The sequence below is a fragment of the Micromonospora sp. NPDC005194 genome (assembly GCF_040608335.1).
GTDB lineage: Bacteria > Actinomycetota > Actinomycetes > Mycobacteriales > Micromonosporaceae > Micromonospora.
The window spans coordinates 27,640-46,177 of the sequence record NZ_JBEXIA010000012.1; the positions used below are offsets into that span (position 1 = coordinate 27,640).

The window sequence follows — 18,538 nt, forward strand, 5'->3', positions numbered from 1 at the left end:
GTGGCGAGGTGGGCTTGACCCGTTTCGACGGACAGGGTCGATGTGTTGATCTTAGTCAGGCTGCCTGGGCCGCTGGTAGGAGGTGCGAACCGGTGGATTCGAAGGCGGCGGGGCTGAGGTAGCCCAGGGTCGAGTGCCGGCGGCGGGTGTTGTACCACCCTTCGATGTACTCGAATATGGCCTGGCGGGCGGCTTGGTGGGTGGGCCATGGCTGGCGGTGTAGCAGTTCTGTCTTGATGGTGGAGAAGAACGATTCGGCGACCGCGTTGTCCCAGCACTGCCCGCGCCGTCCGACGGACAGGCGGATGCCGTGACGTTGCGCGAGGCGGGCGTGCTGGGCGCTGGTGTATTGACAGCCGCGATCTGAGTGGAAGACCAGCCCGGACTTGGGTCGGCGCCGCACGAGGGCGTCGGTGAGAGCGGCGTCGATCAGGTCGGTTTTGAGGTGCTCGGCGATGGCCCAGCCGACGATGCGGCGTGAGGCCAGGTCGATAACGGTGGCCAGGTAGAGCCAGCCCTGCCAGGTGTTGATGTAGGTGATGTCCCCGCACCAGCGGGAATTGAGGGCGCCCGGATCGGTGGTGAAGTCACGTCCGACCAGGTCGGGGCGTCTGCCGGCGTTCGGGTCCGGGATCGTCGTGGCCCGCCACCGGCGAGGGCTCTTCCCGGCCAGTTCAGCGGCGCGCATCAGCCGGGCGACGCGTTTACGGCCGTGCCGCATGCCGGCGTCGGCGAGGTCGGCGTGAATCCGTGGCGCCCCGTAGGTGCCCTTCGACACCGCATGAATCTGGATGATCTTCTCGGTGAGCTGGGCATCAACGCGCCCACGAACGGACTGGACACCGGATTTGCGCTGGTAGTAGGCGGACCTGGAGACCTCGAGCAGCTCACACGCACGCTTGACGTTGTGTTCGCCGGCTTGCTCCGCCTCGATGAACGGGTGCACGTTCACCGGGTCTCCTTCGCGAAGAAAGCCGTCGCCCGCTTGAGGATGTCCACGTCCTCGCGCAGCCTGCGGTTCTCCCGCCTCAGCTGCGCAAGCTCGTCTCGTTCGCTGCTGGTCAGACCGTCGGTGCGGGCACCGGTGTCAAGGTCGGCCTGCTTGACCCAGTCACGCACCGCGGTCTCGGTCAGGTCGAAATCCTGGCTGACCTGTCGAAGCGTGCGGTCACCGCGCTGGCACAACTCGACGATCTCAGCCTTGAACTCCGGCGTGCACGAACGCCGAGGCCGCGGCCGCTTCTTCCCCATGCTCTCCATGATGATGGACATCCTCCCGGAGACCCCAGGTCCCCTGTTCTCGGATGTCCGTCAAAACGGGGCAGGCCCAGCTGCACAAGAACTACCTCGGCATGAAGGACGAGGGAACGCTGCCGCTCACCACACGCTTTGCCGCCACGTCGTACGCCTTCAAGGTGCAGATGAAGGACGGATCAGATCCCGCGGCGGCGAAGTCCCGGCCGTTCGACGTGCTGCGGGTGGTCTGGCACGACTATCCGGGGGAGTGGTTCGAGCAGTCCGTGCAGAGCCCGGAGGAGGCCCAGCGTCGCGCCGACACCTTCCGGTCCTTGCTGAGCTCGGATGTCGCCCTGCTGCTGGTCGACGGCCAGAGGCTGCTCGACAACGCGGGCGAGGAGGATCGGTACCTCAAGTCTCTGTTCGGCAATCTCCGCAACGGCGTGCTGTCGCTACGTGACGAGCTGCTGGAGGACGGCAAGCCGCTCGCCCAGTTCCCTCGGATTTGGGTGATGGCGCTGTCCAAGGCCGACCTCCTGCCGGACATGGACGTGTACAGGTTCCGTGATCTGCTCGTAGCCAAGGCATGCGACGACCTCGAGCAGCTGCGCGAGGCGATCGCCGGGCTGGTAGAGGGCCGCGAGGCACTGTCGGTGGGCGAGGACTTCGTGCTGCTCTCGTCGGCGAAGTTCGAGCCGGGAAAAATCGCGGTGACCGAGCGTGTCGGGTTGGATCTGATCCTGCCGCTGGCCGCCGTCCTGCCGTTCGAGCGGCATCACCGGTGGCACGAGTTGACAGAGCTCCCAGCACGCTTGTTCGAGGGCTTACTCGGTCGTGCCGACGATCTGGCACTCGCGCTGTTGGCCAAGACCAAACTGCCCGGCCCGCTGGGTCTGCTGATGAATCTCGTCGGCCCGGACCTCATGAGCAGCGCGGCGAAACTGGCCGGGGACAAGCTCCGGGCAGTCAATGCCGAGGCGCTGTCCAAGAAAGAGTTTCTCTCGGCCACACTGACGGGCTTCCGGATAGACCTGGAGAAGGGAGAGGAGAACCAGATCCTGCTCCGGAGCGTGCGATGAGCCTCATCTGGGCCACCCGCGGCCGAGCGTGGGGTTTTCGTTTCCTGCTCACCGGCGGGTTCCCGGACCCTCTTCCGGAGTACGAAGCCGCTTTCGCGGGCACCGGCGATGCGCCGGAGATCTGCCACCCTGTCGGGGACAGGGTGGCGTTACGCATCGCAGATCCGCTGGGGCGTAAGGACCAGTCGGGCCGCCTGATCCCGCACGAGTTCGTCATCTGCGGACCGCAGGCCGCAGAGATCCGTTCGGTAGCGGACGGTCTTGCGCTGGTGTGGCCGCAGGTGGCCGGGGAGTTCGAGCGGGTCTGGGAGATGCCTCGGCCGCCTGTCTGAAGCCGATCGTCCCGGGCTGCCGAGGTGGCACGGCCCGGCGCAGTACCCGGTCTGAGCGCATCCTCGCGAGGATCTGCACGGGCAATTCACGCAAGAGGAACGCCAGCCGGGGCGCGTCGTAGCCGGCGTCGGCCACGACCAGGATCTCCAGCTACCCGGGCCGCCACTGCCCGGGCGCGATCAGCCGCCCCACGATGTCTCGCAGCTGCCCCAGCGGTGACGGTGGCCGCGTCATCACCAGGCGCCAGCCGCTGCGCGTCCAAGGGCGCCGTCCACGAACTTCGGCCCGACTCCAACGCCACGGCCAATGCCGCTCGCCCGGCCGGTCATACCAGCACGTCGACCGCGTCGTCCGACGGATCGAACAGACGCTTGATCGGCTGCTCGAGTAGGTTCACGTCAACGGCGAGGTCCAACACCTTTAGCGCGAACGGGTGGCCGTGCCGCTTACTCCGCGGCGGTCCACCGACACGAGCCCCTTGCCCGGGGTAGGCGAGTCGCGACGGGCAGGCGCACGCTGCTTCCTGGTGACGGCACGTCCCCGATGGTGGGGGAGCGGGGCGCGGTGGGACCCAGCACTGTCCTGTTTGCCGGGCCCCCGTTTACCCCCCGAAAACCCCCGTCTGCCGTTGACAATCAGTGACAAGAAGTGACCAGTGTTTGATCGCGTATGTGCAGCCCAAAGCCTATTTTTGACAATCAACGACAGGCTCGATTTGGTTACGGATGGTAACAAGGGGTTCTGACAAGCAATGACAAGCCCTGAACGAGGCTCGACAAGAGGTTGTCTTGGGTTCAAGTCACTCGTTTGATGCCGGGTCGGCGCCGCGGAAGGCGCGTCGCGACGAGCTTGGCCGCAGCGCACTGCAGCGAGCGAACGCCGCGGCCCAGCTTAGATGGGCCGCCGGGAGGCGGTTCAGGTGCTGTACTGCCGACGTAGCGAGCAATCTCGGTGGGTCGTCTTCGAAGGTGGTTGAGACTGGCCACCGCCGCATCTTTGGTCCACACAACCACGAGACTCAGCGGTGGCTGCTCCATGCCCACGGACAAAACCACACCGCCACAGCAGGTCAGAACGGATGTCCTGCTGGGAGTACTAGCTTTCCTGCCCGCCGTCAAACGGGCGGAGACCCGCCAGCGGAAGATCGGCGAGTTCGTCGCGATGCTCGCCCGGCAGGAGACGATCCACCCGCAGAAGGCCAGGCCCGCCATGTCGCCGTGATCGACCGCCGGCCGGGCCGGGCAGGGTGCCTCGGCCACCGCGCGGCGAACCGTCCGGGCCGGCGGTCACCGGCCGGCCCGGACGGTTCGCCGCCGGGCCTACTGCTCCAGCGTCGGGTAGTCGGTGTAGCCACGCGGGCCAGGCGTGTAGAAGGTGCTCTGGTCCGGCTCGTTCAGCGGCGCGCCGATCTCCCACCGGCGGGGCAGGTCCGGGTTGGCCAGGAAATTCCGGCCGACCGCGACCAGGTCGCCAAGGCCACCGTCGACGATGCGCTCCGCGTCCGCCCGGGTGGTCACCGAGGCGAAGCCGTCGTTGGCGATGAACGGACCCCCGAACCGGCGCCGCAGGTCGACGATCAGGTCGCTCGTCGGGTCGGCCAGGGCGTGCAGGTAGGCCAGGCCGAGCGGCGCGATCGCGTCGACCAGCGCGCCATAGGTGGCGGCCACGTCGGCCGCGTCCTCCTCCACCACGCCCTGGATGTTGTGCGAGGGCGAGATCCGGATGCCGACCCGGTCGGCGCCGACCGCCTCGACGACGGCCCGGGTCACCTCGATCACCAGCCGGGCGCGGGCCTCCGGGGAGCCGCCGTACCCGTCGGTCCGCAGGTTGCTCGACGGCGCCAGGAACTGGTGCAGCAGGTAGCCGTTGGCGGCGTGCAGCTCCACCCCGTCCAGGCCGGCATCGACGGCGTTGCGCGCCGCCCGGACGAACTCCTCGACGATCCCCGGCAGCTCGTCGCCGCGCAACTCCCGCGGCACCGGGTACGCCTTCATCCCGTCGCGGGTGAAGATCTCGCCCGGGGCGGCGATGGCACTGGGCGCCACCGACTCCAGGCCGCCCTTGTTGTCGGGGTGGCCGATCCGACCCACGTGCATCAGCTGCATGACGATCTTTCCGCCGCCCGCGTGCACGGCGTCGGCGACGGCCCGCCAGCCCTCGACCTGCTCGGCAGAGTGGATGCCCGGCGTGTCCGCGTAGCCCTGGCCGACGGCACTGGGCTGGGTGCCCTCGGTGATGATCAGGCCGGCCGAGGCGCGTTGGCCGTAGTAGGTCGCGGAGATCTCCTGCGGCACCTGACCCTCGCCCGCGCGGTTGCGCGTCAACGGTGCCATCACGATCCGGTTGGTCAGTTCCAGCTTGCCCAGGGTGAACGGGCTGAACAGGGCTGTCATCGTGTCTCCGCTTCGTCGTCGAACGGACGTCTTGGGTACGCTGGCGTCCCGGCACTGATCAACTGGATAGCTCGGCCGACGATTCCCGGACGCGCCGTGACGCACGTCTCGGACCCTGGCCCCGTCGGTCCCAGGATGGGTGGGACCTGGTTGCGCCCGCCCGAGGCGGGCACCGTACGAGGTGCCGGCGGGCGCTCCGACCGGCGGAGGAAGAACCATGATCGGCGACAAGCTGCCCGGTGGCACCTACCGGATGGGTGACCTCACCGTCACCCGGTTCGGCTACGGCGCCATGCAACTGGCCGGCCCTGGCGTCTTCGGGCCACCCAAGGACCGGGCCGCCGCCGTCGACGTGCTGCGCGCGGCCGTCGAGTTGGGCATCCGGCACATCGACACGTCGGACTACTGCGGCCCGTACGTCACCAACGAGAGCATCCGGGAGGCGCTCGCGCCGTACCCCGACGACCTGCACATCGTCACCAAGGTCGGTGCCCGCCGCGACGAGCAGGGCGGCTGGCCGCCAGCGCGGACGCCGGCCGAGCTCACCCAGCAGGTGCACGACAACCTGCGCCGCCTCGGCCTGGACGCGCTCGACGTGGTCAACCTGCGGGTCGGCGGCATGAACTCGCCCGAGCCGGGCTCGATCGCCGAGCAGTTCGGCACGCCCGCCGAGCTGCGCGAGCGGGGCCTGATTCGGCACCTGGGGCTGAGCACGGTCACCGCCGAGCAGCTCGCCGAGGCGCAGTCGATCGCCCCGGTGGTGTGCGTGCAGAACTTCTACAACCTGGCCAACCGGCACGACGACGAGCTGGTCGACGGCACCGCCCGGCAGGGCGTCGCCTTCGTGCCGTACTTCCCGCTGGGCGGCTTCTCCCGCTTGCAGTCGGACGTCCTGGAACGGGTCGCGGAGGGCCTCGGGAGCACGCCGATGTCCGTCGCGCTGGCGTGGCTGCTGCACCGCTCGCCGAACATCCTGCTCATCCCCGGCACGTCCTCGGTCGCGCACCTGCGAGAGAACATCGCCGGCGCGGCCCTGGACCTGCCCGCCGACGCGCTCGCCGCACTGGACGCGGTGCGGGTGATCCGGGCCGTACCGAGCACTTACCCGATGGATCGATGCTGTTGATCGGTTCGATCTTCCGGTCAGCGGTAGACGTGGCAAGGGTTGCCGATAAAGCCAAGGCGCACCGGGACCGCACGTCGCGGCATCCGGTCCCGGTACGGAATCGGTCTGTGGCCTCTCGTCGCACGGAGTTGACTAGCGCTTATTGGATCGAGCGGCGATGATGGCAGCGATGAGCATTGCTAGTCCTATCGCCCCGATGGCCAGTAGCACTTCCTCAACCGAGGACTGGTGCTCGGTGATGTCGGTGACCCACAACTGGTTCGGCCCGTTGCGGGTGAACTGCCGGTTGACCAGGTCGAGTGCCACGTCATCGCGTTTGGCTCGCCGCCATTTCGGCCGGCCCATGGCGCCCACCAGTCCGGCACGGCGAATGGAGCATCTCCACGGCACCGTGACCGACTACGATCCCTCGCCCCAGACGCAGCTCAGCGTGCACTCGTCGGGCACCGTAGTTGGCTCGCGACTGCTGATGGATCTCGGTAATCAGCCCGGTAAGCCAGGCGTGCCGCACCGCACGCGCCGACATCGGCCGGGTCAGCCACTCGTAGTAGCCCGACGTCGACACGTCGTCCACCCGACACGCCACCTCTACCGGAACGCCTTCGGCGGCCCTTCTTAAAACACAAGGTAACCAACCCCTCCGGCAAACCGGGGGAACCTCAGTCGCGGTGGTTTCGCCGCCTAAGCAGCCCGGCGTACGAGTCGCAGCAGGGTGAGAGCGCGGAGGGCGTCGGCTCGGGAGATGGGCTGGTCGTCGTCGGAACCACAAGGTCGGTGACCGGCTGGTGGGGTTGGCAGGTCCGTGAGTTTTGGCGGCTTAGCGTTCGATTGCCTGGGACAATGTCTGTATGCAGGGTTTCGAGCGTGCGGACCGCAATCAGCGAGGCAAGCCCACCGTGACGGATGAGCTGCGCGGCCTCAGGGCCACGATCTCGGCCGCCGATGACCAGGGACCACCAGCTATCTGCTGGCGAAGATCAGCGACGTGATCATCGGCTTGTGGATCAGTGAATGTGAGCAGCAAACCAGCATCGCCACTTTGGTCCGATCCAGCTTCGGCCAAGGGACGGCCTGAGGAGGAAGAGCATGCCACCACGAGGAGAGGTCACCCCCACACGCCCCCAGGCAGTGGCGGGAGCCGCCGTCGCCGAGGTGGTGGGGACATTCATGCTCACCTTCTCCGGTACCGCCACCCTGCTTGCCACCCACAAGCTTCACCCCCTCGCGGGGATGAACGAGGTGGCCATCAGCCTGGCCTTCGCCCTGGGCACTGTGGCGGCCATCTACGTGTTCGCCACGGTCTCGGGCGCTCACATCAACCCGGCCGTCACCGTGGCCCTCGCCACGGTGAGGGAGTTTCCCTGGCGGATGGTACCGGTCTATATCGTCGCTCAGTTGATCGGCGGGACCTTGGCCGGGCTGATGAACTGGTTCATGTTCGGGAGTTGGCTCCGGACGGCCCTGGTCCTTGGAGCCACCAAGCCCGGCCCGGGCGTCGGGTGGGGCACGGCACTGTTCACCGAGATCGTGATCACTGCCGTGCTGTTGGTGGTCGTCATGGCCACCGCGGTTTATCATCGCTCTCCCGGAGGGGCGCTGCCCGCCGGGCTGGCCATCGCGTTCTGGATCGGGGCAGCGATCTTCCTGGCCCTTCCGGTCTCGGGAGGTTCGTTGAACCCGGCCCGGACCCTGGGCCCCGACATCGCCGCGGCCTCCTTCCCCTACTGGTGGGTGTACCTGGTCGGCCCGGTAGTGGGCGCGGTGGCCGGAGCAGTCTTGTGGAAGTTCGTCCTATCCAAGGGGCAGCTCGAACAGGTCACTCACTAACGACCTCGTGCACAGTTGGTGGCGCGATGATGAGCGCGTCTCGGCGAACGTAAGGTGCGGCGGGTAGTGCCCTACGCCGCCGGGTGGTGTTCTCGCTGCGGCCGGTGTGTTGGTGGTCGGACAGGAGGCCGGCGATCGCGCGGATGGTGGTGTCGAAGGACTCCCGCCGGCCGTGGTAGCGGCTGAGGATTCGCCAGTTCTTGAGGTGTCCGATGGCGTGCTCGACCCGGATGCGCTGGGAGGAGTGCCGTTTGCGGGCCGCGTCGTGGGCGGCGATGACACTCGGTGGCAGGGAGGTTTGACGTTTGCGTGGCTTGGGTCTGGGGGTGATGACCGCGCCGTTGGTGTCGGTGGGCGAGGCCCTGGTAGCCGGCATCGGCGAGGATCTGTGCGTCCAGTGGCGCGTTCAGGAGAAGGTCGACCAGTCCGGCGGTGCGGGCCTGGGTGATGTCGTGCATCGACCCGGGGGCGTGTCTCGCCGCAGAACAGCAACCGCCCGAGCGGATCACAGATCACCAGGGCTTTCATGGTGTTCAGCCGGGCCTTGCCGGACACGAACCGGTCCCGGCCCGCTCGGCCCGCGACCGGACGGCGCACCCGCACTTCGGTGGCGTCCATCAACGCCTGCGGGTGGTGTCCGAGGTGGGCCACCACGTCGGAGAGGGTCCGGAGCCGGACACCGTCGCGTACCCGGCAGCCGCGCTCGGCCAGCAGGGGGCTGATCTCGGCGATGCTGCGGCTGATCGTCGAGCGATGCACCCCGAACCAGGCCGCGATCACGTCGTGGGTGAGCCCGTGACGGAGATGGACCAGCGTGGCCAGCAGCCGATCCACGAACCCGGACCGGTGCCTGGCACCTGCTCCGATCCGGCGACGGCGTATCCGCGAGGCGAGCCGGTCACGGTGCTGAGCCCGCCACCGCGGCCTCAACTCGCTGACCAGGCCCTCAATCACTGAGCGGGACAGGCCCGTCAAACGCCGGTTGGTCATGATCGCAGCGCCCACCATAACGCGAACAACGATCATCGATGCTCAAGGATTCGCTACTGTGCACGAGGTCGTTAGGCCGATGGACTCGTCGTAGTAGGTGGTGACCGCAGGCCCGCTGACCCTCAGGTCGCCGTCTCGGTCGAGCCGGAGTTTCGCCCAGCCGCCAGCTTGCGTCGAGGCGTGCGAGCCTAGGGTAAGGCCGAGGGTGCCACCCACTGCCGTTTCCACCTGGTTGCGTGTCATGCCGAATTTCAGCGGGCCGACGCTCAAAGGGGATGTACGACCATGAGAGCCGCTGCTCCTCGGTGAGCACGCCCCACACGTCCGGTGTCAGAGGGCGGTTCGGAGTGTTAGGTCCGTTTCTCGGCGAGGGTGAATACTCCGGGTTCGTCTTCGGTGAGGATCTGGCGGTTGAGCATGCGTTTTAGCTTCGCGCGGGTGCCTTCGACGTGTTTCGGTGAGGGCTCGACGCCGAGGGCGAGGCAGATGCCTTTGGCGCGCATGCCCGTGGGTGCGGTGCCGAGGACATGCAGGATCTGCTGGTAGGGGGGGCGCTGGCGATCGTCGGATCGTCGGCGGTGAACTCGGTGGTGGCGAGGGTGCGCAGGGTGGTGCGGGTGGTGGCCAGGTCGGCCAGTTCGCTGTCGAGGCGGGCGAGTTCGCCGGTGAGGGTGGTGATCTGCTCGCGGAGTTGGTCGGTGTGCTGGCGTGCGGTGGTTTCGCGGTCGGCGATCAGGTCGAGGACGGTGGGAAGGTTCACCGGTGCCGCCAGGAGGGTGTGCTGGTTCCGGTCAGCCGGCGCACGATGTTCGCCGTTGACGCCCACAGGGTGCGTGACACCGAGGATTCTGGTCGGCTCTCGTACTCGCGCACGAGGCGGCGGTGCAGCATCAGGGTGCCGTTGACTTGACCTTGACGTAAGTCTCGTCGACGAACCACCGGTCACCGGGCGAGTGGCGAGCGAACCGGGCCACGTCTGCCAGCAACGGGGTGAACCGTTGCACCCACCGGAAGACGGTGACGTGGTCAACCTCGACACCGCGCTCAGCCAGGAGCTCCTCCACGTCCCGGTAGGAGAGGTTGTAGCGCAGGTACCAGCGGACCGCGACGACGATCACCTCCGCGGGGATCCGGAACCCGGTGAACGCCGACTTCGGCGGCGACCAACGGCGACGACGGCTCGACAGCTGCACCCGTCAAGCGTGCCTGGGTCCCCGGACACGGGCAACACAACAGGCCCGCTCACCGACACCGGACAGGGGCGAGGGCTTCCGGTCGTGCCGCCGGGGCCGGCGCCACTGCCGACGTTGCCTCCACCTGCGGGTCAGGCGCCCGATGGCGTGTTGTTCGACCTGGCGCGTCCCGATGCCGTCGGGCGGGTTACCGCCCGACCGCTGCTGCGCGCCCTGGGCTGGACTTCCGGCCTCGCCCTGCACGTCGACGTCGTGCACGCCGCCGTGCTCATCACCCCGACGCCAGACGGCGCGCACGTCGTGGGCGCCGGCCGGAAGTCTGGCGACCCATCGCCCCGGAGCCGCTGCGACCAGTGCCTCTGACCTCCCGCCTCAGGCATCAACGATCTGCCATTCCTGGCTGATCTCGCCGCTGACCGTTTGCTGGACCGCCATGGCGCCGTCCGCGGTGGAGCCGCCCTCGACCCCGACACACCAGCCATTGCTCACGTTGACGAACCGGTAGTACCCGCTGGTTGTCGCCGGGACGAGATTCCACCACTGGTTACGTCCGCCGTTGTCGGCCCATTGAACGAGTGCCGCGCCCTGGCCCGAGCCACCTGGACTGTCCAGGACTTTCCCGCTCCTGACACCGGACAGCCGGAATGAGTCATCGCTGTTGGGCAGCAGCCGCCACTGCTGGTTGGCCGCGCCAGTCCACGGCCACTGGATGACAGCTGCCCCGTCCGTGGTGGAGCCGCCGTTGATGTCCAACACCTTTGCGCTGCGCCGGTTGACCAGTCGAACGACGCCGCCGCCGGCGGCGGCTGGCAGACCTACGACAACCTGTATCTGTTGTCCGGCCGTCAACGAGATCACCCGGGCATGCGGGCCGAGCGGCGAGGGGGTGACCGTCGCGGACGTGGTGATGGATGCTATCCCGCGGCGGCTGAGGAGGGTGATCGCCTGGGTGATCGTCGAGGTGAGTGCCACGGTCACCGAGCGACCAGGAAGATCCCAGGAGAGGCTGTGAATGCGGACCTGGTTGCGTCCGCGGACCCCGGTGATGGTGCCCCTGGCGAGCTGGCCGGGCACGGCGGGCAGCAGCTCGAGGACGCCGGGCCTGGTGTAGACAAGCGCTTCGCTGAGCACGGCCGGCAGCGTGTTGGCCGCATCGGCGTTGTAGGTCTCCAGGTTCGGGTTGTGTGCTGTCATCAGCGACCGGAAGATCATGTTGTTGCCGATGATCTTCCGGAGGTTGTTGTAGACGCCGGCGGCGTCCTTCAGCCGAGCGGAGGCAAGGGCTCGATGCAGGCTGCCGTGCGCGGAGGTGTTCTCGTCACCGCGCAGCGCCAGGGCCCTGAGTGCGGCGGTGACCAGGCCGGGCGCCTCCTCGGGATTGATCTCGTGCAGGGGCCACGCGCCGTACAGGTGATGGACGTGCCGATGGTTGTAGCGATCCGTGAGTCCCGGCCAGGACCATTCGGCGAGGGCGCCGCTGCCGTTGACCGTGTAGGGCGGGATCCTCGCCAGCAGGGCCGTCCAGCGTGCGACACCTTGACCGGCACCCTGCTCGACACCGAGCGCGTTGGCAGCCTCGACAGCCGCCCGCAGGGCGTGTCTGCCGGCCTGGATGTCGCCGGTGGCGTTAATCGCCAGCAGGACGTTCGTGCTGGCCGGCGAGTTCTCCATCGAGAACGACGGCACGAACACCACCCGGCCGGCCGAATCGGTGCGGGTGAGGAAGTCCTCGTAGAACAGTGCTAGCTCCATCAGCGCCGGTCCCAGCTTTTCAGCCAGAAACGTCCGGTCCCCGGTGACCTGGTAATACTCCAGTAGCGGATAGAGCAGCCAGTCCGCGCCACCGGTCCAGCACTGGCCCGGGAAGCCGGGGTCGAAGTGCAGCATGTACCCGTACTCGCCGTCGGTTCGCGATGGGGCCAGGAAGCCGCGGGCGCCGTACAGGTTGCGAGCGTTCGTGCGCCAGTGAGCGAGTTGACCGAGGATCAGGTTGAAGTAGCCCTGCATGACATCGGTGAGGTCGAGAATGTTGCCGCCGGCGACCTGCAGGTTGATGTAGGCATCGGTGGTGAAATCGTCGGCCCAGGCGCCGTTCCAGGTGCCGGCCCAGATTCCGGTCAACCGCGGCGGCAGCACGCCGCTGGAGCTGATGAACAGGTAACGGCCGCTGTCGTAGAGGCGCTCCAGCAGGGCCACATCGATGGTGTTGCGATTGGCGTTCTGCCGGGCGATCAGCTCGGTGGTCGACAGCTGCCGGTCGGCGGCGGAGACGTTCAAGTCCAGGCGGGAGCGGTCGTACATCGCCGCGTGCAGGGTGACGTGCCGGGTCCGCAGCTCGGCATAGTCGGCGCGCACCGCGGCCAGCGCCGCGTGCAACGGCTTGCTGTCCCAGGCCGTGGGTGACTCGTAACGGTCGAGTTTGGTCAGCAGGAGGAGCCTGGTTGCCGCGGTCACGACGATTGTCGACCCGTTCGCGGCTACCGTGCCACCGCTGGCGACGATCCGGGTGACGCCCTCGAAACCGAACGCGCCCTGCCCGGACGGGTAGGTGCCGCGCAGGTTCAGGTAGCCGGAGCCGTCAATGACGCTGGCCAGGGTGGTGAAACGGACCGAGCCGGGGACGCCCGCGAGGGAAGTGTTGGCGCCCAGCGTCGCGTCGATCGATCGGCCGGATGCCGGGGTCAGTTCGTGTACGACGACGTTGTCGGCTCGGGAGGCGAAGGCGCAGCGGGTCCAGGTGCCGTTGCTGTCGGCCCAGGTGGAGGTGACCTCCCCGGTCCGGAAGTCGGTGATGCGGGCGTATCCGTTGGCCGTGGTCATGCCTGGCGTGCTGATCTGCAACTCGAAGCCGGGGTGGTAGGTCTGGGTCCAGCGCAGGCTCCAGCCAGCCGCGAAGTCCGTGTTGGCTCCGCCGTAGTTCCCGGCCAGCGCCTTGTCCCGCACGCCGGCCAGCCGCCCTGAGATTACTGGCGGGGTCACACCCCGGCTGCCGTTGGGCAGCACGAAGCGGTGGTAATTGAAGATTACCTTCTCGAGGGTCGGCGTTCCGTACAGGACGGCGCCGTACTCGCCGTTCCCGACGAGGAACCCGTCCGTCCAGTTTGTCGCTGCGGTCGCGTCGTAGATCCCGCGCTCGGGCAGCGTGACCTGAGGCGCAGCGGCGGCGGCCCGTCCGGTGCCCACGGCCGGGATCAGGGCCGCGGAGCCGGCGGTCAGCGCGGCGGTGGCGAGGAGGCGCCTACGGCTCACGGGTAGGTCTGTCATCAGAAGTTCCTCTCGACACCGAGGCTGGAGGGTTGTGCGTCATGTCGGCGCTGGTCAGGCGGGCACGAACTGCCACTGTTGGTTGGTCCCGCTGTTGGCGGTCCACTGCACGACCTGCGCGCCGTCACTTGTCGCTGCGGCGTAGACGTCGGCCACCAGTCCGCTGGCCTGGCTGACGATGGTGTAGTAGCCGTCACCGGTGGGTCGCAGGTACCACGACTGGTTGGTACCGCCATTCGCCGACCACTGCTGCAGTTGCAGGCCCGCCGTGGTGCTGCCGCCGTTGACGTCCAGCACCTTTCCGGAGGCGGTGTAGCGCAGGGTGTAGGCGTCCTGCGTGGTGCTGATCGTCCAGGTGGGGGTGCCGCTCTGCTGGACCGCCTTGGCGCCGTCGGCGGTGGAGTTGCCGGCGATGGCGAGGGGCTTTCCGCTGTTGCGGTTGACGATGCGGTAGGTGCCGGGAGTGGGCCCGGTTCCGCCGCCTCCGCCGAGGTTCAGGTATTCGGCCGAGTCGGTGAAGAGGGTGCTGCCGGACTTGGCGGTCGACAGCTGCAGGTACACGCGGCTACCGGTGGCGGGGGTGGTGAAGGACACCGGCTGGGTCACCCGCGAGCCGAGTGGGATGGTCAGGCTGCTGTTGCCGGACGCGACGAGGGTGCCGGTCGGGCTGTCGAGTCGGGCGGTCCAGGCGAAGTCCACCGAGGTGTTGGTGAGGTCGTCGTTGAAGACGGTGATGTTGCGGGTCACAGTGGCGTTTCGGGTGTAGCTGGGTACCGCCTGCGGCAGCGGGAAGGTGCCGTTCGAGTCCGAATTGCCGGAGGCGGACCAGTAGGGGAGGTCGACCGCGGCCACCGGGTTGAACGCCGCCTGCACGCGCTGGATCTGCGGGTTGCTCCACGGGTCGGTCAGATTGTCCGCGCCGTAGACCGGGCGAGTGCCCTCCTCCGTGGTGAAGTCGGTGGTTCGCACGCCCGGCACCACGCTGGCCCAGGCAGACAGCAGCGTGTAGGGGCGCAGGTCGCTGGCGTCCTTGCCGCGCTTGGCAGCAGTTGCGGTGGCGAACCACGTGAAGCCCTGCCTGGTGCTGCAGGCGGGCCAGATGTACTCGCCTTCGCCGTCCGGACGCCCGGAATTGCGATTCAGGGCCTCGCCGTACCGGCCGACACCGTCCAGGTAGTGCGCGAAGATGGCGAAGTTGGAGTAGTTCATGGCCGGGTACCGGCTGGCCGAGTCCGCGCCCGGAGCGGCGTCGATGCTGATCGGCCGGGTGCCGTCGTTGCCGTTCATCGCCGCGTACAGGTCCTGTTGGAACTGCTGCGAGTCGTTGTTGTTGAAGCTGGGCTCGTTGATCTGGCTCCAGCGGATGATCGCCGGATGGTTGCGGTCGCGCAGGGTCAGCGCACGAGCGTGGGCCACCATGTTGTTGCGTCCGGACACGAAGTCCTGGGCACCGCTGCGGATGGCGGTCTCGTCGATGACCATCAGGCCCATCTCGTCGGCCACGTCGAGCATGTACGGGCTGGCCGGTTCCATGTGCATGCGTACCACGTTGTAGTTGAGACGCTGGTAGTTGTTCACCGCCTCGGGCCAGCCGCCGTTGCCAGACGACGGCGGCAGGAAGCCGGGCAGGGTGTCGTACGCGTCGCCCTTCCCGCCGTAGTTGACCCGGTCGTAGTCGGCGCCCTGCAGGCTGTCGCCTCGGAAGTTCACCCGCACGCCGTTGAGGTAGTAGTACTCGCCGTTCTGCGTGCTCTCCCGGAACCCGAAGCGGTACGTGGCGTCACTGGTGCGGCCGTCGTCAACGGTGGCGTGGATCGCCAGGCGGTGCAGTTGGGGCCGGTATCCGGACCGGTACGGCACATTGGGCCACCAGTACGAGGTGGTGCCGAGGTCCCACGCCACGGGGCCCACCGTGACCTTCGCCGTCGAACGGGCCGCCACCGTCACGGTCCGCTGCGGCAGCTGCGGGTAGCTGAAAGAGCCCGCGCCGTCGGACGCGAGCGACCCGCTGAGGGTGACCGTTCTGGTCGCGGCCGAGGAGTTGGTCACCGACACGTCGTAGCTGAGGGTGCGGTTCGCCACCGAGGTACGGACGAACGCGTCGCTGACATACACCGCCGGGTACACCCGCAGGGACGCGGACCGGTAGATGCCCTGCGGTATCGCCTCGGACCAGTCGGCCGCCACCGGGACCAGGTACTTGCCGTCGGACGACTTCAACGCACCGCGGCCCTTCACCTGCACGCTGATCGTATGGGTGGTGCCCGGTGCGGCGTAGCTACTGATGTCGAAGTTCGACGGGGTGAACGCCGTCGTCTGGGTGGCGACCACGCGGCCGTCGACGGAGAGTGTCGCCTGGTGGTTGACGGCGCCGAACTCGATCCAGGTCGACTGCGGCTGCCCCGAGTCCGGCACGGTGATGCTGCGCGAGTACACCGCCTCGTTCACGTCGGTGAAGCCCTGTTTGTACCAGCCGCCACCGGGCACCGTGATCGTGGTCGCCGCCCGGCCCGCGGGCGTGAAGCTCCACGTTCCGCTCAGATCGACCGAGGCGATCGCGGCGTTACCGGCCGCCACGCCGTCAGGTCCGGCGGCCGCGACGCTCTGCGTCGTGACGGGCGCGGCCAGGGCCAACCCGGAGGTCGCCAGGGTCAGGCCGCCCAGCGTCAGGGGCAGGGCGAGCGCCACGGTCGCGGCCAACCCTCTGGCCCACGCCGACAATCGGCCACCCCAGCGGACGTTCGTACGATGCACGGTAACCTCCTGCGACTCGCCCGACAGCCGTATGACTCCGAGCCATGGCGTATGTGCCGGCCGTGGTCGAATCGATTCGACGATGCGCCGACGTCGTCGACCGCCCGGGAGGGTAAACACAGTCGACACGTAGATGTGATTAACCGGCAACACGGGTAGTTGAGTCAAGGATTTGGACTCATCTATCTTATGCCGAAGTCTGAAACTCCATCAATCCCGACTAAAGCCGCAGCAAAGGTAGGACGAAAGACCCGTCGGTGCCACCGTCGACGCACCGGCCTCCGACTGAGGCGCCTGCGGGATGATTACGTCCGGCGCCATGGTCAGCGGACGTCATCGGCCGGGCGACGGAGCCTGCCGGCAGAGCCGGCGGTACTCGGCGGTCACCACGGCGAGCAGGAAGAGGTCCACCGCGAGCGCGGAGAGCGCCCCGAACTGGTTGACGGTGAAACTGAAGATCTGCCCGAACAGCAGGTCCACCAGGAGCGCGAGCTTGAACAGCCGGAAGGCCCGCACCCGGTCGCGGGGCAGCAGCGACGCCCCACGGATGCTGAGCACCACGGTGATCAGCGCCGAGGCCGAGATCCCCAGCACCGCGCGCCATTCCCGCTGGTGGTCGAGCTGGCCGGTGACCGCGTCCAGAAAGACGTTCCCCACGACCACGAACGGCTCGCCGACCAGATAGAGCACCACCAGCGCCACCACCCACCGCTGGGTGGTCAGCCAGACCACGGCCCGGCGGCCCCACCTGAGCCACGGCTGCCAGAACCGGGAGCCGGCTGGCTCGCGTCGAGGCACCGCGTCGAGCAGCCGGGCCACTCCCTCCTCGACGTCCGGACCGCACCCACGGACCAGCCGGGCGACCGCCGCGCGACGATCATCGGTGAGGCCGGTGCGGAGCCCACCAACCACCCCGTACAGGGCGTTCGCCGTACGCTCGGGGCCGGAGAGCCGGGCCCGCCCCCGGAGGGCCTGAGTGATCACCACCAGCAGGGCGAAGGCGCCGTAGATGATGCCGGCGGCCGGGGCGTAGAAGTAGTCGGTTCCGGCGGTGACGAACTTGCCCACCTCGTCGATGAACAGCCCGAACCCGATCCCGCCCAGAACCGCGCCGAGGATCCGCGCCGCGCTACCGAGGAAGACCAGCGCGACCCCCAGGCCGGCGGTCATCAGGACACCACCCCAGAGCACGTGCGCGATGTGCAGCCCACCTTCGCCGAGTTGCGGATAGCCGGCCGCCTGGAGGAACGCGCGGGTGACCAGCACCGTGACCGCGCCGGAGAGGACGAACGCCTGCAGGTACGACGGCGCCTCCAGCACCCGGAGCGGCCTCGACCAGCGGGACGGACGGGCGGGCATGGTCCCGACGCTAGCGGTGCTGTCCGTCACCCCGGGCCGGTTCCGCCGGGAAGGCCGCCGGCCTCGGCACCCCTGCCTCTGCCTGCCCCCTGGCGAACTTGCCGGAAGGTGACCGAGTACCGCAGCTCCGGCACCGGCGGGATGCTGTGCTGCCAGTTGGAGCGGGCGGCCCCGCACAGCACGTACGCCGACCGTGGCGCCAGCTCCACCTCGTACACCCGGCGTTTCTCGGCCGTGCCGCGTTGAAAGCGCATTAGACAGGCGGAGCCCAGCGACAGGCCGACCACGGTCGGCCCCGGCCGCTCATCTCGGCATCAGCCTTCCCCGAACTCCGCTCACGACGAAGCGGCGGAGTACCGGCCAGAGCACTACCACCAGAATTGTGGCGTAGATGGTCCAGGAGACCCAGCCGCCGATCAGGCCGTGCAGCTCGCCACCGGAGAGCTGCAACGCCCGCCGGCCCTGCAACTCGGCACGTGGACCGAGGATCACCCCGACGATCAGCGGCAGGATCGGCAGCCCGAAACGGCGCATCCCGAGCCCGAGTAGGCCGAGGGTGAGCAGCAGGAACAGGTCGAACGGCTGGGCGTTGACCGCGTACGCGCCCATCGAGGCGAAGAAGAGAATGCCGGCGTAGAGGTACGGTCGCGGGATCCGCAGCAGCCGCGCCCACGCGGGCGCGAGCGGCAGGTTCAACACCAGCAGCAGGTTGCCCACGAAGAGGCTGCGCTGGAGGCGAGCCGGTGATCGACGTACTGGTGGTCGACGACGACTTCATGGTGGCCCGAATCCACCGTGGCTTCGTCGAGCGGATCGACGGCGGCGCGCGCCTGCTCCAGTTCGCCGGCCTCCAGCAGGGCCAGGTCGAGCAGGTCGTGGCTGCAGTCGAACCAGGACAGCACGGCCAGCGACTCGCGGTCCTCCCGGTTTTTGATCAATTCTCGCTGCATCATGGTCAGTCCACACAACCATCCATGATCGACG

At 68.2% G+C, this 18,538-nt stretch carries 19 protein-coding genes and 4 pseudogenes; 6 read left to right on the plus strand and 17 right to left on the minus strand.

Going from position 1 to position 18,538, the window contains the following annotated elements; translation table 11 throughout:
- Nucleotides 1-55: 55 nt before the first annotated feature.
- Together ABZU53_RS12885 and ABZU53_RS12890 are read right to left on the minus strand one after the other, a co-directional pair.
- Complete coding sequence (locus tag ABZU53_RS12885; RefSeq protein ID WP_354863382.1) at nt 56-952, minus strand: IS3 family transposase; 897 nt, start codon at nt 950-952, stop codon at nt 56-58.
- Nucleotides 949-1,272, minus strand: coding sequence for a transposase (locus ABZU53_RS12890; protein WP_355065834.1), 324 nt, complete (start codon nt 1,270-1,272; stop codon nt 949-951). The genes ABZU53_RS12885 and ABZU53_RS12890 overlap by 4 nt, the downstream gene beginning before the upstream one ends.
- Nucleotides 1,273-1,304: 32 nt before the next feature.
- Between ABZU53_RS12890 and ABZU53_RS12895 the strand changes: the two genes are divergently transcribed.
- Both ABZU53_RS12895 and ABZU53_RS12900 read left to right on the plus strand, forming a co-directional pair.
- On the plus strand, nt 1,305-2,315 hold the full coding sequence (locus ABZU53_RS12895; RefSeq protein WP_355065836.1) for a hypothetical protein: 1,011 nt from the start codon (nt 1,305-1,307) through the stop codon (nt 2,313-2,315).
- Complete coding sequence (locus ABZU53_RS12900; protein WP_355065838.1) at nt 2,312-2,647, plus strand: hypothetical protein; 336 nt, start codon at nt 2,312-2,314, stop codon at nt 2,645-2,647. The genes ABZU53_RS12895 and ABZU53_RS12900 overlap by 4 nt, the downstream gene beginning before the upstream one ends.
- Before the next feature lie 7 nt (nt 2,648-2,654).
- Here the strand turns inward: ABZU53_RS12900 and ABZU53_RS12905 are convergent.
- A pseudogene (locus ABZU53_RS12905) lies at nt 2,655-2,958 on the minus strand (transposase); the annotation flags it as partial.
- Between the two features lie 725 nt (nt 2,959-3,683).
- Between ABZU53_RS12905 and ABZU53_RS12910 the strand changes: the two are divergent.
- Nucleotides 3,684-3,869, plus strand: coding sequence for a hypothetical protein (locus ABZU53_RS12910; protein WP_354859720.1), 186 nt, complete (start codon nt 3,684-3,686; stop codon nt 3,867-3,869).
- Nucleotides 3,870-3,967: 98 nt separating this feature from the next.
- Here the strand turns inward: ABZU53_RS12910 and ABZU53_RS12915 are convergent, their stop codons facing one another.
- Nucleotides 3,968-5,041, minus strand: a complete 1,074-nt coding sequence (locus tag ABZU53_RS12915) for an alkene reductase (RefSeq protein WP_355065840.1) — start codon at nt 5,039-5,041, stop codon at nt 3,968-3,970.
- Nucleotides 5,042-5,258: 217 nt separating this feature from the next.
- Here ABZU53_RS12915 and ABZU53_RS12920 point away from each other — a divergent pair, with 217 nt between their 5' ends.
- A complete protein-coding gene (locus ABZU53_RS12920; RefSeq protein WP_355065841.1) occupies nt 5,259-6,167 on the plus strand; it encodes an oxidoreductase in 909 nt (302 codons plus the stop codon).
- Between the two features lie 132 nt (nt 6,168-6,299).
- Here ABZU53_RS12920 and ABZU53_RS12925 read toward each other — a convergent pair whose 3' ends face one another.
- Together ABZU53_RS12925 and ABZU53_RS12930 are read right to left on the minus strand one after the other, a co-directional pair.
- On the minus strand, nt 6,300-6,473 hold the full coding sequence (locus ABZU53_RS12925; protein WP_354859676.1) for a hypothetical protein: 174 nt from the start codon (nt 6,471-6,473) through the stop codon (nt 6,300-6,302).
- A gap of 1 nt (nt 6,474) precedes the next feature.
- Nucleotides 6,475-6,693, minus strand: a complete 219-nt coding sequence (locus ABZU53_RS12930; RefSeq protein ID WP_355066032.1) for an IS3 family transposase — start codon at nt 6,691-6,693, stop codon at nt 6,475-6,477.
- A gap of 560 nt (nt 6,694-7,253) precedes the next feature.
- On the opposite strand from ABZU53_RS12930, the gene ABZU53_RS12935 reads away from it, so the two are divergent.
- A complete protein-coding gene (locus ABZU53_RS12935; RefSeq protein ID WP_355065843.1) occupies nt 7,254-7,994 on the plus strand; it encodes an MIP family channel protein in 741 nt (246 codons plus the stop codon).
- Here the strand turns inward: ABZU53_RS12935 and ABZU53_RS12940 are convergent.
- From ABZU53_RS12940 to ABZU53_RS12960, 5 genes and pseudogenes are all read right to left on the minus strand, one after another.
- On the minus strand, nt 7,984-8,370 hold the full coding sequence (locus tag ABZU53_RS12940; RefSeq protein WP_355066035.1) for a hypothetical protein: 387 nt from the start codon (nt 8,368-8,370) through the stop codon (nt 7,984-7,986). The genes ABZU53_RS12935 and ABZU53_RS12940 overlap by 11 nt on opposite strands.
- A gap of 377 nt (nt 8,371-8,747) precedes the next feature.
- Nucleotides 8,748-9,020 (minus strand): annotated as a pseudogene (locus ABZU53_RS12945) (transposase family protein); the annotation flags it as partial.
- A 388-nt stretch (nt 9,021-9,408) separates the two neighbouring features.
- A complete protein-coding gene (locus ABZU53_RS12950; RefSeq protein ID WP_355065845.1) occupies nt 9,409-9,744 on the minus strand; it encodes a hypothetical protein in 336 nt (111 codons plus the stop codon).
- A pseudogene (locus ABZU53_RS12955) lies at nt 9,741-9,893 on the minus strand (IS5/IS1182 family transposase); the annotation flags it as partial. The gene ABZU53_RS12950 and the pseudogene ABZU53_RS12955, both read right to left, overlap by 4 nt.
- A gap of 71 nt (nt 9,894-9,964) precedes the next feature.
- Nucleotides 9,965-10,114 (minus strand): annotated as a pseudogene (locus tag ABZU53_RS12960) (IS6 family transposase); the annotation flags it as partial.
- A 210-nt stretch (nt 10,115-10,324) separates the two neighbouring features.
- Here ABZU53_RS12960 and ABZU53_RS12965 point away from each other — a divergent pair.
- Complete coding sequence (locus tag ABZU53_RS12965; RefSeq protein ID WP_354859672.1) at nt 10,325-10,540, plus strand: hypothetical protein; 216 nt, start codon at nt 10,325-10,327, stop codon at nt 10,538-10,540.
- A gap of 9 nt (nt 10,541-10,549) precedes the next feature.
- Here ABZU53_RS12965 and ABZU53_RS12970 read toward each other — a convergent pair whose 3' ends face one another.
- The 6 genes from ABZU53_RS12970 to ABZU53_RS12995 form a co-directional block, all read right to left on the minus strand.
- Complete coding sequence (locus ABZU53_RS12970) at nt 10,550-13,360, minus strand: glycoside hydrolase N-terminal domain-containing protein (RefSeq protein WP_355065847.1); 2,811 nt, start codon at nt 13,358-13,360, stop codon at nt 10,550-10,552.
- 135 nt (nt 13,361-13,495) lie between these two features.
- Complete coding sequence (locus tag ABZU53_RS12975; protein ID WP_355065849.1) at nt 13,496-16,195, minus strand: RICIN domain-containing protein; 2,700 nt, start codon at nt 16,193-16,195, stop codon at nt 13,496-13,498.
- Between the two features lie 333 nt (nt 16,196-16,528).
- Nucleotides 16,529-17,554, minus strand: coding sequence for a hypothetical protein (locus tag ABZU53_RS12980; protein ID WP_354859665.1), 1,026 nt, complete (start codon nt 17,552-17,554; stop codon nt 16,529-16,531).
- Nucleotides 17,555-17,580: 26 nt separating this feature from the next.
- Nucleotides 17,581-17,808: a hypothetical protein gene (locus ABZU53_RS12985; RefSeq protein ID WP_355065851.1), complete on the minus strand. Its 228-nt coding sequence runs from the start codon at nt 17,806-17,808 to the stop codon at nt 17,581-17,583.
- 49 nt (nt 17,809-17,857) lie between these two features.
- A complete protein-coding gene (locus ABZU53_RS12990) occupies nt 17,858-18,271 on the minus strand; it encodes a tripartite tricarboxylate transporter permease (protein ID WP_355065853.1) in 414 nt (137 codons plus the stop codon).
- On the minus strand, nt 18,247-18,507 hold the full coding sequence (locus tag ABZU53_RS12995; protein ID WP_355065855.1) for a hypothetical protein: 261 nt from the start codon (nt 18,505-18,507) through the stop codon (nt 18,247-18,249). The genes ABZU53_RS12990 and ABZU53_RS12995 overlap by 25 nt, the downstream gene beginning before the upstream one ends.
- Between the last annotated feature and the right edge of the window lie 31 nt (nt 18,508-18,538).